This is a genomic window from Streptomyces recifensis (genome assembly GCF_002154615.1).
GTDB lineage: Bacteria > Actinomycetota > Actinomycetes > Streptomycetales > Streptomycetaceae > Streptomyces > Streptomyces griseoluteus.
On record NZ_MUNH01000509.1, the window covers coordinates 243 to 14,626 of the forward strand.

Here is a 14,384-nt window from a genome sequence, read left to right on the forward strand (position 1 = left end):
GCGGTGGCCGGGGTGGTGCGGGCCTCTCTCGCGTGCCGGAAGAACGCCTCCGCGACCGTGCCGTCGAGCGTGAAGTTGTAGTGCTCGCCGGTGTGGTCGGTGGTGTCGGGGCTGTGGTCGTAGGGCAGCGCGAGGCGCTGGGGCACGCCCTCCAGGAAGGTCCGCCAGAACGCGCGGTGTTCGGCGCCGTGCGGGCCGGCGAAGCGTTCCCGCTGCCAGTGCGCCCAGTCGCCGAACTGGACCGGCATCTCGGCCACGCGCGGCGCGCGTCCCTCGGCCAGCGCCCGGTAGTGCTCCAGGAGTTCCTCGTTGAGGCGCACGTAGGACCACTGGTCGACGAACGAGTGCGGCATCGTCTCGACGATCTGGTGGTCGTCCTCGGCCACCTTGGCGACCGCGAGACGCAGCACCGGGTCGGCGGCCAGGTCGAAGGGGCGGCGCACCTGCTCGGCGATGAACTCCGTCCGGCGCGCCTCCACCTCCTCGGCCGGCACCTCGGTGGTGTCGTCACGCGTCAGGTCGGTGAAGGTGAGGTCGGCCCGCCGGTCGGGGTGCACCCGCAGGAAGGGCCGGCCGTCCTCGGACTCGGCGCCGGAGCGCAGGAGTTCGTGGCGGCTCACCAGGCCGTCCGCCGCGCGCCGGAAGAGCTCGCGGTCGAAGGCGCCGCGCACGCGGAGCCCGTAGCCGAGGGTGTAGGTGGTGGTCCCCGGATCGAGCTGGTCGAGGATCCACAGGCGTTCCTGGTCCATGCCGAGCGGGAACCGGTCGCGCGGTCCCGGCCTCGGGCGCAGCACCGGGCCGTTGCGGGCGGCGAGCCGGCTGGTGAGCGCGGCGCGCTGGGCGGGGCTGAGCCGGGCGAGCCGGGCCGTCAGCCGCTGGTCTGCGGGCGTGCTCATGCGGTCCTCTCGACGGCGGGGACACCAAGGTGGAAGAGGGCGGGCAGCGCTTCGAGCACGTCGGCGGCGGGCAGCCCGAAGTCGATCAGGCAGCCCACCTCGTCGGCGCCCGCCTCGGCCAGGTCGGCCAGGACGGACCGGGCCTTGGCGGGGCTGCCGAGGAGCGAGGGGCCGGTAAGGAAGTCCAGGTAGGCGTTCTCCAGCAGCACGAGTTCGTCGCTGCTCCCCGTCTGGTTGCGGAAGGACCGCAGGTAGGAGTGCATGGCCGGGCGGAGGAAGTCCTCCAGGTCCGGCCGGTCGCTGACGTACGCGTGCGCCATCACGACGACGTCGCCCTCGCCGGGGTGCCCGGCGTCCTGCCAGGCCTGCCGGTAGCGGGCGATGTTCTCGCGCAGGGCGGGCATCGTCTGCCCGAGGAGCGCGGTCGCCACCCCGTACCCCGCTGTGGCGGCGGTGACGAAGGTCTGGGGCGTACCGGTGGCGGTGAGCCACACCGGCAGCTCCGGCTGGACGGGCCGGGGGCGGGTCAGGACCTGGGTCGTGGTGCCCGCGGTGGAGGGGTACGGCAGGGTCTCCCCGCGCCAGAGCGCGCGGATGTCCTCGATGGTGCGTCCGGTGACCTCGCGCCGGTCCTGGTAGTCGGCACGGGCCAGGGCGAAGTCGTCCGGGTGCCAGCCGCTGCCGAAGGAGAGGCCGACCCGGCCGCCGGAGAGGCCGTCCACGACCGCCCACTCCTCGGCCACCCGGGCCGCGTGGTGCAGCGGGGCGGCCACACTCCCGGCCCGGATACGGATGGTGCTGGTGCGGGCGGCGACCGCGGCGGCCAGCACCGACGGGTTGGGCGAGAAGCCGCCGAACTCGACGAAGTGGCGCTCCGGGAACCACACGGCGTGCTGGCCCGCCGCGTCGGCCGCGGCCGCGGCCTCCAGCACGAACGCGTAGTAGCTCGCGGCGTCGGCGTGATCGGCGCTGGCGAAGAAGTACAGGCTGCGGCGCAGCTTCTCGGAGAGCTGCACCGGGCCGCGCTGCTGTTCGGCGCGCCGGGCGCGCAGGCCCGCGCTGAGCTGGCGGCGTTGTTCCGGGGTCAGCGCGTCGAGGCGCGCGGAGAGATCACTCATGGCTGTTCTGGCCCTCCTCGCTCTCGATCTCCTCCAGCAGTCGCAGCAGGGCGACGTCGTCGCGTTCGGCCGCGAGTTCCTCGGTGCGGGCGATGAACCCGGCGAGGGAGGAGTTCTCGTACAGGTCCTGGAGCCGGATCTCCACCAGGAGGGCGTCGTTGACGACGCTGACCAGGTGGGCGGCGTGCAGGGAGGTGCCGCCGAGGTCGAAGAAGTTGTCCTCGGGGCGCAGTTCGGCGATGCCGAAGGTGTCCTGCCACAGGGCCCGGACGGCGTCCGCCGTCGAGACGTCCCCGGACTGCTCCTCGGCGGGGGCCGCGACGGGGGCGACCTCGTCGGCCGTGGCGGTCAGGTCGGGTACGGGTACGCCGGCCGGGGCTTCCAGGGGCTGGAGCTCGGGGGCCGCCACCCAGTGCCGCTGGTCGGCGAAGGGGTAGGCGGGCAGCGCCACGACGCGGGTGGGGCGTGCCGGGCCGGTGGGCGTGTGACCCGCCGTCCACAGGGCCGCCAGGGCGCCGTACCAGTCGGCGGCCTCGTCGGCGCCTGCACGGTCCGCCGCGTCGACGACGAGGAGGTCGCGCCGCGCGGCGCTCGCCGCCCGGCGTACCTCGGCGGTCGCCGCGTGCGAGCGGTGCAGGCCGAGGACGGTGTCCGGGGCGGCTTCGAGCAGGGTGGTGACCGCGTCCGTGAACCGGACCGGGTTGCTCAACTGGCTGCCCCAGTAGGCCGGATCGACCGCCTGCTCGTCGGTGAGGAGCTTGCCGGTGAGCCCCGAGACGATGGGCACAGCGGGTGCCGAGAGCGTGAGGGTGGCGACGAACGCCTCGAACTCCCTGGCCGCCCCGGCCATGGCCCGCGAGTGGCCGGCGCGGGTGACCGGCAGGCGCGTGGTCCGCAGACCGGCCTCCGCGCAGCGTTCCTCGAACGCGGCCAGCGCGGCTTCGGGACCGCCGCAGACGGTGTTGTCCGGCCCGTTGAGCACGCAGACGTCGACCTCCAGGCCGGCCGCGAGCCGTACGGCGGTCTCCTCGCCGGCACGCACGGCGGTCATGGTGCCGGGCTCGGCCGAGGCCATCAGCTTGCCGCGCCGTACGACGGCGGCCACCGCGTCGGCCACGGAGAAGACGCCCGCGTGGGTGGCCGCGGTCAGCTCGCCGACACTGTGTCCGAGCAGCAGTCCCGGTGTGAGGCCGTGCCGTTCGGCGTGGCGCAGGCCCGCCAGGCCGAGGATCAGCAGCAGGGGCTGGACCACGGCGGTGTCCAGCAGGCGCGGGTCGTCGGCCGGCCAGTTCCGGGCGTCGGCGAGGTCGGGGCCGCCGGCCCGGCGCACCTCGGCGGCGAGTTCGGCCAGGTCGGCCGCGAACCGGTCGTCCACGGCGGCCAGTCCCGCTCCCGCACCGGCGAGCGGAACCCCCTGGCCGGGCAGCACGGCGGCGAGCCGCGGCGCGGTCAGGGCACGACGGCCGCCGTTGCCCGTCAGCACGGTCAGCGCGGCCGCGAGACGCTCGCGCGCCTGGGCGGGGTCGGCGGGCAGCGCGGTCGCCCAGCGCTCGGAAAGCGCCCGGCGGTGGTGCCACAGCGTGCCGGTGAGTTCGCCCACCGGCACATCGGCGCCGTCGCCCTCCAGCCAGGCCGCCAGGTCGCGGGCCTTGCGCCGCAGGGCCTCGGGGGTGGCCGCGGACAGCGCGGCGAGGTGCGGCACCCGCCGCGTCGACGGCGCGGACTCGGCCGGCTCGGTGGGCCGGGGCGCCGCGGTGAGCAGGACGTGGCAGTTGGTGCCGCCGAGCCCGAACGAGCTGACGCCCGCGGTGCGGGGCCGGCCGTCGGGCCAGGGCCGGGAGACGCGGGGCAGCTCGAAGGAGGGGGAGCCCAGCTCCACGTCGGGGCCGTCGCCGGGCTGGGACGGGATCGGCGGCACCACGCCCGCCTCGACCGCGAGGACCGCCTTGATCAGGCCGATGACACCGGCCGCCGAGTCGCAGTGCCCGATGTTGGGCTTCACCGCGCCCAGGGCGAGCCCGGAGTCGGCGGGCCGGCGGCCGTACACCTCGGCCAGCGCGGCGAGTTCGACCTGGTCGCCCAGGGTCGTGCCGGTGCCGTGCGTCTCGACGTAGCCGACGTCGGCGGGGTCCAGCCCCGCGACGGCCAGGGCCTCGCGCAGGACGTCGGCCTGGCCCTGCGGGCTGGGCGCGGTGGGGCTCATGCGGGCGGCACCGTCGTTGTTGACGGCACTGCCCAGCAGGTGGGCTCGGGCGTTCTCGCCGGTTCCGGGGAGGTCGGAGACCCGGCGCAGCACCACGATCCCGGCACCGCTGGAGGGCACCGTGCCGGCCGAGCCCTCGGTGAAGGCGCGGCACCGGCCGTCGGGCGAGGTGATGCCGCCCTCGGTGAAGACGTAGCCCTGCTCCTCGTCGAGGTGCACGGTGGCTCCGCCCGCGATCGCGATGTCGCACTCGTAGGTGAGCAGACTGCGGATGGCCTGGTGGACGGCGACGAGGGAGGTGGAGCACGCGGTCTGGACCGTGATCGCGGGGCCGGTCAGCCCGAGCCGGTAGGCGAGGCCGGTGGCCAGGAAGTCGCGGGAGTTGCCGAGAGCGAGCTGTTCGGTGCCGAGGACGCGCACCGTCTTCTCGTCCTTGAGCACGTGCTCGCGGTAGTACGTCTCGCTGCCGCAGCCCACGAACACGCCGATGCGGCCGGTGGCCCGCTCCGGGTCGATGCCGGCGTCCTCCAGGGCCTGCCAGGCCACCTCGGTGAGGACACGGTGCTGGGGGTCGGTGGCGGCAGCCTGGGCGGGCAGCATGCCGAACAGGTCGGCGTCGAAGCGGTCGAACCGCTCGATCTGGCCCGCGTGCAGGCCACCGCCGGGCGCGTCGGCCCGCAGGGAGACGACGCCGTCGGTGACGGACCGCCAGAAGCTTCGGGGGTCGGCGCTGCCGGGCACGCGCAGGGACAGGCCGACGACCGCGACGGCGTCCGTCTCCTCGGCGCCCGTACTGGGGTCGTGGTCCTGGCTGTACTCGCTCACGCTTCCTCCTGGGTGGTCCGTCCGCCGGCGGGCGGACCGATGATCGCCGCGAGGCGGCGCGGGGTCGGGTTGCGGAATATGTGCTTGAGCTGGGAGCCCGGGAATCCGGTCGTGCGCTGAAGGGTGTTGAGCCGGACGGCGAGCAGGGAATTGCCGCCCAGCTCGAAGAAGTTGTCGTCGACGCCCACCGGGACGCCGAGGAGTTCCTGCCACACCCGGGCGAGCCGGTCGGCGGCGCCCGCGGGCTCGCGCGGGGCGGCACCGTCCTCCGGCGGAGCGGGGTCGTTCCCGCGTGCCGGTTCGGGCAGCCGGGCCGTGTCGAGCTTTCCGTTGACGGTCAGCGGCAGCGACGGCACCGGCGTGAGGGTGGCGGGCAGCATGTGCGAGGGCAGCCGGGCGGCGAGCCACTGGCGCAGCTCGGCGAGGTCCGGCGCGGTGTCGGCGCCGACGAGGTAGGCGTCGATGCGCGCGGTGGCCGCGTCATGGGCGTCCCGGACGACCGCGGCGGCTCCGGTGACGGCGGGGTGGGCGAGGAGCGCGCCGCTGATCTCGCCCAGCTCGATGCGGTGGCCGCGGATCTTGACCTGGTCGTCGAGCCGCCCCAGGTGCTCCAGCTGGCCGTCCGGCAGGAGGCGCCCCCGGTCGCCGGAGCGGTAGAGGACCTCCTCCGGGAGTCCGGCGGAGCTGCCGGGCACGAAGCGTCCGGCGGTCAGCTCCGGCCGGTTGAGGTACCCGGCGCTGACGCCGCTGCCCGCGACGTGGATCTCGCCGGGTACGCCCGGAGCCACCGGGCGCCCCTCCTCGTCCAGCACGTACAGCCGCCACCCCGGCAGGGCGGGGCCCACCGAGCGCGTCCCGGCGAGGGCGTCCGCCCGGGTCAGGTCGCGCCAGGTGCAGTGCACGGTGGTCTCGGTGATGCCGTACATGTTGACCACCCGGCACTCCCGCTCCGGGTAGCGGTCCATCCAGGGCAGCAGCATCCGCGGGTCGAGCGGCTCCCCGCCGAAGATCAGCAGCCGGACGGAGAGGGGGTCCGGCGAGGCCGCGTCGGCGGCCAGGAGCTGGGCGAAGGCGGACGGGGTCTGGTTGAGCACGGTGACGCGCTCGGCGGCGAGGAGGGCGTGGAAGCCCTCCGGGTCGCGGGCGACCCAGTGCGGTACGACGACGAGGCGGCCGCCGGTCAGCAGGCACCCCCAGATCTCCCAGACGGAGAAGTCGAAGGCGAAGGAGTGGAAGAGGGACCAGACGTCGTCCTCGCCGAACCCGAACCCTTCCGGGCCGGCCGTCGCGGCCAGCAGCGCGGCGACATTGCGGTGCCGGACCAGGACGCCCTTGGGGGTGCCGGTCGAGCCGGAGGTGTGGATGACGTAGGCCACCCGCTCCGGGTCGGGGTCCGGCAGCGGGGTGTCGGACCGTTCGGGAGTGGCGTCGGCGGGGATCAGTGTCAGGTGGGACGGCAGCAGTTCCGGGTCGCAGTCGGTCACGGCCGTGGTGAGGCCGGTGTCCTCGGCGACGAAGGCGAGCCGCTCGCGGGGGTAGTCCGGGTTGAGGGGGACGTAGGCGGCGCCGGCCTTGAGCACCGCGAGCAGGGCGACGATCAGGTCCGTGCCGCGGTGCAGGCAGACACCGACCCGGTCCTCCGCGCGCACCCCGGCCTCGGCCAGCGACCGGGCGAGCGCGGTGGCGCGCTCGTCCAGCTCGGCATAGGTCAGGCTCAGGTGCTCACCGCTGACGGCGACGCGACCGGGCAGACGGGCGGCCCGCGCGGCGAAGAGCGCGGCGAGGTCGGCGCCGGCAGGAGTGCTGCCGGCCGCCAACGGCTCGGCGTGGTCGGCCGGTTCGGTCGCGGGGACGGTGGAGAGGCGCGCGAGGGAGGTGCTCGGGTTCTCGACCATGGCTGCGAGGGTGGTCTCCAGTTGGCGGCAGAAGCGGGTGGCCGCGGCGTCGTCCACCTCGGTCGCCCGGTGCCGCAGCAGGCCGCGCCGCTCACCGCCGAGGTCCTGCCGGATGTAGAGGGCGAGGGGAAACTGGGCGGGGCCGAAACCGGGGTCCGGCAGCGGGGCCGCCGTCAGCTCGGGGGTGACGATGTCGGGCACCGTGCGGCAGGGGACGACGACCAGGGAGAGGCCGGCGCGGTCCGAGGCCGGCAGCACCGTCGACAGCGGCAGGTCGGCGTCCCGGTAGGCGGTCATGGCCCGCCGGTGGGAGCCGCGCAGGTAGTCGGCCACGGTCTGGTCGCCGTCAGTGTCCAGGGGAACCGGCACCGTGGCACTGAAGTAGCCGATGGCACTCGCGTGGCGCGGCGTGCGGCGGGAGACGGTGGTGCCGAGCACCGGGCGGGCGGTGGCGCCGTTGCGGCCCAGGACCAGGCCGGCGACGGCGAGGATCAGGGAGTGCTGGGTGATGCCCAGTTCGGCGGCGAGCTTGCCCGCGCCGTCCCACACCGCGTCGCGGATCAGCAGGGGCACCGCGCCGGAGGGGCCGGCCTCGGAGGAGCCGCGGCCCCATTCCAGGGCCGCGGACACGCCGGGCGCGAGCTGACGGGCCAGCTCGGCGGCCCGCTCCCGTCGCTCGGGCGGCAGTTCGTGCCTGCCGAGGGACCACTGCGCGAAGGATTCGCCGGGCAGGTCGGGCAGGTCGCCGAGAAGCCACTGGGCGAGCACCGCCATGGACGTCTCGTCCACGATCAGATGGTGGGCCGTCAGACAGAGGTGCGCCGTACAGGAGTCGTGGCGGACGAGGACGACCCGCAGCAGGGGGCCGTCGTCCAGGTCGAACGGGCGCAGCGCCTCCCGGCGCAGACGGGCGTGGGCGAGCGGTCCGTCCGGGTCGACGGGTGCCTCGGTCACGAACAGCTGCGGGGCACGGCGGGCCGGAGCGAACACCAGCTTCCCCTGCTCCTCCGTCACCCGCGAGCCCAGTAACGGGTGGGCGTCGAGCAGTGCGGCGAACCTGGTGCGAAGCGCGTCCTCGTCGAGAGTGCCGTCGACCCGCAGGAACAGCGCCGAGTTGTAGGTGGCGGGGTGCTCGGCGCTGCGGTCGGCCGCGTAGAGGTCGCACTGGCCGGGCGTGAGGGGCAGCACCGCCGGCCCTCTACTCACGGTCACCGGCGAGGACGGAAGCCGCTAGAGCGGCCACGTCCGGGGCTTCCAGGATTTCCAGGTAGTCGAGCTCCCGGCCGGTGAGTCTGAATACCCGGTCGGCGAACAACACCGCCTGCAACGAGTCCCCGCCATTGGCAATAAACCCGGTGTTCAGATCGGCTTCATCGCCGAGCATTTCTTTCCAGAGTGCGGCGAGCTCCTCCGTGAATACCACTTCTCGTGACACAGAACACCACCTACCAATGACTTCGACGGTGACTGCAGCCCGACGGGCCGCGAGAACGGGGAAGATCATCGCCATATCGGAAGGGAACTGTCAACCAACAATTTCGAGAGACGGGGCGATGAGAACGAGCCACCGGCCGAATATAGACAGGTGTTTTCGACGACCTGGCAGGGTAACGAGCCCAAAAGGGACGAAACTCGAACATTCCCACCGAGTCTGCCCGTATCTTTTGGCATTCCTGTAAAGCCGATCCACGAAGTACGCCGATGAGGTATGCGCCTTTCCATTCACCCAATAGCCCTCTGATGGATCTTGACGACTTCGCGCGGACCCACTTACGATCCGGAAATTCTCGCAGTCGACCGAATAAGGACGCCGAATGCAGAATCCTGCGACTCCCGGCCAGCTCCGTTTCTTCGTTCTCGACATGCAGCAGCCGCGGCCGGCCATCGTGCATCGCCTGACCGCCTCCGGGACGGTGGACCTCGACCGGCTGCTCGCGGCGGTGCGTGCCGTGCTGCGCGCCCAGCCCGCCCTGCGCGTGTCCCTGCGCATGGAGCCCGAGGGTCTGGTCCAGCACCTCCACCCGGTCTCCGAGGTCCCGGTCGACGTGCGCGCCCTGCCGGAGGACGAGGAGGCGGCGCGGCAGGTCCTCGACGGTCAACTGACCGCTCTAGGCGCCCCGTTCGACCACGCCGGCGCACCGCTGTGCCGTATCGCCGTGCTGCATCGCGCGGACCGGGCCCACCTGCTGTTCTCCGTGCACCACGGCGTCTTCGACGACGGCTCCGCACCGGCCCTGCTCGCCTCGCTGACCACCGCCCACGGGTCGGGCCCGGACAGCCTCGCCGACGCCGAGCCGCCGCAGGGGGCCCCGTCCCCCGAACGGCAGGACGTGCTCCGGAAGTTCTGGGCCACCACCCTCGACCAGGCCCCCGAGAACTGCTCCCTCCCGCAACTGACGCCCGGCACGGACCGGGCCCGCGCCTCGGCCGCCACGCGCCTGCCCGACGCCCTCGTGGACCGCATGCGCGGGCTCACGGCGGAGACCGGGGCGAGCCCCTTCACCCAGGTGATGAGCGCCCTGGCCTGGGTCGCGGGGTGGTACGGCGGCACCGACGACATGGTCGTCGCGACGGTCAGCGGCGCCGAGCGGGACACCCGGGGCATCTCGGCCGTCGGCTGCCTGCAGAACACCATCCCGGTCCGGATCGGCCTGGCCGGCGCGACGACGGAGACCCTGCTCGACCGGACGCTGGAATCCCTCCTCGACGCGGTCGAGCACGCGGAGCTGCCGCTGGAGGAGATCCTGGCCGTCACCGGCGCGCCCAGGCACCCCGACCGCAAGCCCTTCACCCAGCTGATGTGCACTCAGGGCGCGCTGTTCACCGAGACGGTGGACGCCTCGGGACTGCGCTGGCGGATGGACCCGCCCGGCTCCGACCAGGTCGAGTACGACCTGAGCGTCACCCTGCTGCACGCCCCGGACGGCGGCGAGCACCTGGTCGTGGCCCACCCCCGCGCCGCACTCGACGCCGGGACCGCGGAACGCTTCCTCGGCCATCTGGTCGCCGCCCTGGACGCCCTGACCGCACCGGATGCCCGGCCCCTGACCAGCTACGACCTCCTGGGCGCGGACGAGCGCGCCGAACTCGCGGCGCTCGCCGCCCCCGCGGCCGGCGCCGCCGCCGAGCCGGTGCACCACGTCATCCGGCACCGGGCGGACCGGCACCCGGCGGCCCCGGCCGTCCGCGCGGCCGGTACCGAGCTGGACTACGCCGCGGTGACCGACCGCGCCCGGGACCTGGCGGCGGCACTCCTCGCGTCCGGTGTGGGACCGGGCGACCGCGTCGCCATCCACCTGGACCGCTCTCCCGACCTGGTCACCGCCGTCCTGGCCACCTGGTGGGCCGGCGCCGCCTACGTGCCGCTCGACCCCGACCACCCGGCTGAACGGCTGCGCTACGTGCTGCGGGACGCCGAGCCCGCCGCGCTGATCGCGCGGGCTCCCCTGCTGGCGGACCTGCCGACGCTGGCCCCCGACTCCTCCGCCCCGGCACCGGCGAGCTGGCCGGACGTCCCCGCCGACGCCCCGGCGTACGTCATGTACACCTCGGGCTCGACCGGTCGCCCCAAGGGCGCCGTCATCCGGCACGACAACCTGTGCGCCCTGTTCGCGGCCTTCGACGCCGAGTTCCCCGAAGGCCCCGCCGTGGTCCTGGCGGGCACCAGCTCGTCCTTCGACATCAGTCTCATCGAGCTGGTCTGGCCCCTGACCAGCGGCCGCACCCTGCACCTGACCAGCCACCGGACGGTGCTCCAGGACGTGCCGGACCCCGACGGCGCGTTCTACCAGTGCACCCCGTCCGCCGCCCGGCTGCACACCGCCTCGCGGGAGGGCCGCGCGTTCCTCGGCCGGCTCGGCGCTCTCCTGGTCGGCGGCGAGCCGCTCGCGGCCGACCTGGCCGACGACCTCGCGGGACTCGTCCCCGGCCCGGTCCTGAACGGGTACGGGCCGACCGAGGCCACGGTGTACACCACGCTGTGGCGGGTGAGACCGGGTGCTCCCGTGCACATCGGCCTGCCGCTGCCGGGCGTGCGCTGCCATGTGGTGGACCCGGCCGGCCGCGATCTGCCGCCGGGCTGCCCCGGTGACCTGCTGATCTCCGGCACCGGCGTGGGCAACGGCTACTGGCGGCGCCCGGACCTGACCGCCGAGCGCTTCCCCGCCCTGCCCGGCGCCGGTACCGGATACCGCAGCGGTGACGTGGTGTCCTTCACCCCCGGCGCCGGGCTCAAGTTCCTGCACCGGGCCGACGAGCAGGTCAAGGTGCTCGGCCAGCGCATCGAGGCGGGGGAGATCGAGACCACCCTGCGCAGGCGTCCCGGCGTCCAGGACGCCGCCGTCGCACCCCTGCCGGACCTCACCGGAGTCGTCGCCTTCCTGGTACGGGAGGACGACCCCGAGGCGGGTCCCCTTCCCCGCCCGCTGCCCGCCGCCGTCGCGACGGACCTGCGGCGCGGCACGGCCGACTGGCTCACCGGGGCCATGCTCCCCACCGTCTGGCTCGGGGTGGCCGGCCTGCCCCGCTCCCCCAACGGCAAGCTGGACCGGCGGGTCCTCGCCGACTGGGCCGCCGCCGGCGCCGAGGCGGCCCGGTCCGCCCCGGTCTCGCTGCCGGGGACGGCCGCGGGTGCGGTCGTGGAGGTGTGGGAGCGCGTCCTGGGCGAACCGGTCACCGACGTGGGCGCCACCTTCTTCGACCTGGGCGGCACCTCCTCGGGCATCCTGCGGGTGCTGACCATGCTGCGGGCCCGGCATCCCCGGCTGCACGCGGCCGACCTGTTCCGGCACACCACCGTGCGCGCGCTGGCCGCGTTCCTGGACACCCTGGAAGACACCGGCCCGGAAGACGTCCTGGTCGCCGCCGGTGCGGGCCCGTCTCCCGCTGAGGCGGGGACGGGCGCCCAGCGCGGTGCGCGCCGTGCGCAGGCCCTCGGCCGCTGGGCCCGCCGGTGACCCCCGCCCCCAACTCCGCGTCCGCGCGCCCCTGGAGTCCACGATGACGCTCTCCCTCATGTGTCTGCCCTACGCCGGAGGCGGGGCGGGAGTCTTCCGTCCCTGGCAGAACCGGCCCGACCTGCCGTTCCACGTCGTTCCGGTGCAGCTTCCGGGGCGGGACGAATGGTTCGTCCAGGAACCCTGCACGACCATGGCGGACGCCGCGCGCGTCTGCGCCGAGCAGATCCGCGAGGCCGCGGGGACCGGGCCGTTCGCCGTCTTCGGGCACAGCTTCGGCGCGCTGCTCGCGTACGAGACGGTCCGGCTGCTCGCCGCCGAGGGGGCACCACTGCCGGAACACCTGGTGGTCAGCGGGGCCGCGGCACCCGACGTCGACCGCCCCAGGATGGACGGCGCCGCGCTGGACGACGACGCGTTCGTCGCCCGGCTGCGCGACCTGGTCGGGTACGACCACGAGGCCTGGCACGAGCCGGAGTTGCGGGAGCTGCTGCTGCCGGCGCTCCGGGCCGACCTGGCGGTCCAGGACGCCTACGTCCCGTCTGCCGGCCCCCCGCTGCCCATGCCGTTGACCGTGCTGCGCGGCACCGGGGACGACCTGGTGCGGTACGAGGACGCGGCCCGCTGGTCCGAGTACGGCGCCTCGGGCGCGCAGGTGGCGGACATGCCGGGCGGCCACATGTACTTCACCGAGGACTGGCCGCTGCTCTGGAAGACGCTCGGCACTCTGCTGGCCGCCGACCGCGGCTGACGGTCCGCGCCCGAATCAGTTCCGGATCGCGGCCAGTTGGTCCGCCAGGACCCGGCGGTCCAGCTTTCCGTTGTGGTTCAGCGGCAGTTCGGGCCGGTGCGTGAACCGGTGCGGCACCATGTAGCGCGGCAGGCGTGCCGAGAGCGCCTGCCGCAGCTCGGCGGCCGGCCGGGCGGTACCGGTGTACGCGGCCTCCAGCCTGGTCTGCCCGTCCTCGTCCCGCAGCGCCACGACCGCGACCTGGCCGATGTCGTCCTGCTCCCGCAGCACCGCCTCGGTCTCGCCGATCTCCACCCGCTGGCCCATGATCTTGACCTGCTGGTCGAGCCGCCCGAGGTGCACCAGGGTCCCGCCCTCCAGCACCTGGACCAGGTCACCGGTCCGGTACCAGTGCTTCTCGTCCGGCACGTACGGACCGTCGGTCTCCACGGGACGTCCCGCGGCGTCCAGGAACCGCCCCCGGTTGTCCTTCTCGTCGAGGTATCCGGCGAACCGCTGGACGCCGCGCAGCCGCAGCTCACCCACATCGGCGGTCCGGCCCTCCTCGTCCACCACCTGGTGGTCGAGGTGGGGGTAGACCTCGCCGATGGGCAGGGTGCCGTTGGCCGTGTCCGGCCAGTCCTCCGTCCGGTCGGGCAGCCGGTACTGCGACGAGAGGATGGTCAGCTCGGTCGGCCCGTACACGTTCTCGATGACGGTGTGCGGCGCGGCCCTGCGCCAGGCTCTGGCCTGCTGCACCGTGAGCTGTTCGCCGCCGAAGAGGGTCCAGCGCAGCGACGGCATCGAGCCGGGGGCGAGCCCTCCGGTGAGGTCGGCCATGGTGATCACGGACGGCACGGAGAACCAGTGCGTGATCCCCTCGCGGCCCACGAACCGTGCGGGTTTGGGGAGTTCGGCCCTCGGCGGCACGACCAGCGTGGCGCCCGAGCCCCAGGCACCGAACATCTCCAGGACGGACGCGTCGAAGGCCAGGCCGCTGTTCTGGGCCATCCGGCAGCCGGGCCCGAGCGCGTAGCGGTCGATGACGTACCGCAGGAAGGCGTCCATGCTGCGGTGCGCGATCGGTACGCCCTTGGGGGTGCCGGTGGAGCCCGAGGTGAAGAGCACGTACGCGATGTCCTCCGGCGCCACCTCGGCCGGGGGCAGCGGGTCCGGGGCCGCCCGGCCGTCGCGCAGCCGGGTCAGCAGTTCCCCGGACAGGAGCAGGGCCGGTATCTCCGGGCCTTCGGGAGCCGGGGCGCGGTCGCTCAGGTGCAGTTCCAGACCGGCGGTGCGTGCGATGGTGGCGAGCCGCGCCGGGGGGAAGGCCGTGTTCAGCGGGACCACGGCCGCGCCCAGCCGCAGCACCGCGAGGGCCGCCGCGTACGTCAGGACGCTCGACGCGGTCGTCAGGCCCACCCGGCGCGGGGCGCGCCCGCCGTGTGCGGTGAGGATCTCGGCGGCCAGGGCCGAGGCCAGTTCGTCCAGCTCCCGGTAGGTCAGCCGCTCGCCGCCGACCTCCAGGGCGACGAGGTCGCCGTGCTCCCGTGCCGACGCGGCGAACCAGTCGTGCAGTTGACGCGGTGTGCCGTGCTCTCGTCCGGTCATCGGGTGCCCGCCTTCGCCTGCCAGGCGCGGAGTACGCCGCGCTCCTTCTCCGGGTCGATACCGAGGGGGATGTCACCCTGCCGGTAGGGCGTGTCGGACGGGCCGCGCTCGCGCAGCCACGCCCAGGTGTCGGTGACCGTCTCGCTCAGCGGGC

Annotated in this window: 8 protein-coding genes; 2 read left to right on the top strand and 6 right to left on the bottom strand. The window is 74.2% G+C overall.

Features of this window, described 5'->3' with window-relative positions; translation table 11 throughout:
• The 5 genes from CCN33_RS24390 to CCN33_RS24410 form a co-directional block, all read right to left on the bottom strand.
• Positions 1-896, bottom strand: an 896-nt coding sequence (locus tag CCN33_RS24390) for a condensation domain-containing protein (RefSeq protein WP_244173923.1), incomplete at its 3' end; no start/stop codon positions are given.
• Positions 893-2,014, bottom strand: coding sequence for a MupA/Atu3671 family FMN-dependent luciferase-like monooxygenase (locus CCN33_RS24395; RefSeq protein WP_086695639.1), 1,122 nt, complete (start codon positions 2,012-2,014; stop codon positions 893-895). The genes CCN33_RS24390 and CCN33_RS24395, both read right to left, overlap by 4 nt.
• Complete coding sequence (locus tag CCN33_RS24400; RefSeq protein WP_167387933.1) at positions 2,007-5,042, bottom strand: type I polyketide synthase; 3,036 nt, start codon at positions 5,040-5,042, stop codon at positions 2,007-2,009. The genes CCN33_RS24395 and CCN33_RS24400 overlap by 8 nt, the downstream gene beginning before the upstream one ends.
• Positions 5,039-8,125 carry a non-ribosomal peptide synthetase gene (locus tag CCN33_RS24405; protein ID WP_167387934.1) on the bottom strand — a complete coding sequence of 1,029 codons (3,087 nt, stop codon included), beginning with the start codon at positions 8,123-8,125 and terminating at the stop codon, positions 5,039-5,041. The genes CCN33_RS24400 and CCN33_RS24405 overlap by 4 nt, the downstream gene beginning before the upstream one ends.
• A 10-nt stretch (positions 8,126-8,135) precedes the next feature.
• On the bottom strand, positions 8,136-8,447 hold the full coding sequence (locus tag CCN33_RS24410; RefSeq protein ID WP_086695642.1) for a phosphopantetheine-binding protein: 312 nt from the start codon (positions 8,445-8,447) through the stop codon (positions 8,136-8,138).
• A 304-nt stretch (positions 8,448-8,751) separates the two neighbouring features.
• On the opposite strand from CCN33_RS24410, the gene CCN33_RS24415 reads away from it, so the two are divergent.
• The gene (locus CCN33_RS24415) at positions 8,752-11,892 is read left to right on the top strand and encodes a non-ribosomal peptide synthetase (protein ID WP_086695643.1); all 3,141 of its coding nucleotides are present in this window, start codon (positions 8,752-8,754) and stop codon (positions 11,890-11,892) included.
• Positions 11,893-11,935: 43 nt separating this feature from the next.
• Positions 11,936-12,643 carry a thioesterase II family protein gene (locus CCN33_RS24420; protein ID WP_140394650.1) on the top strand — a complete coding sequence of 236 codons (708 nt, stop codon included), beginning with the start codon at positions 11,936-11,938 and terminating at the stop codon, positions 12,641-12,643.
• A gap of 15 nt (positions 12,644-12,658) precedes the next feature.
• Here CCN33_RS24420 and CCN33_RS24425 read toward each other — a convergent pair whose 3' ends face one another.
• Positions 12,659-14,230, bottom strand: a complete 1,572-nt coding sequence (locus tag CCN33_RS24425) for an amino acid adenylation domain-containing protein (protein WP_086695645.1) — start codon at positions 14,228-14,230, stop codon at positions 12,659-12,661.
• Positions 14,231-14,384 lie beyond the last annotated feature (154 nt).

Bases quoted from the DNA above. Each gene is read 5' to 3' on its own strand.
- CCN33_RS24420 (WP_140394650.1), top strand. From the start codon at position 11,936: ATGACGCTCTCCCTCATGTGTCTGCCCTACGCCGGAGGCGGGGCGGGA.
- CCN33_RS24410 (WP_086695642.1), bottom strand. From the start codon at position 8,447: ATGGCGATGATCTTCCCCGTTCTCGCGGCCCGTCGGGCTGCAGTCACC.
- CCN33_RS24415 (WP_086695643.1), top strand. From the start codon at position 8,752: ATGCAGAATCCTGCGACTCCCGGCCAGCTCCGTTTCTTCGTTCTCGAC.
- CCN33_RS24395 (WP_086695639.1), bottom strand. From the start codon at position 2,014: ATGAGTGATCTCTCCGCGCGCCTCGACGCGCTGACCCCGGAACAACGC.
- CCN33_RS24425 (WP_086695645.1), bottom strand. From the start codon at position 14,230: ATGACCGGACGAGAGCACGGCACACCGCGTCAACTGCACGACTGGTTC.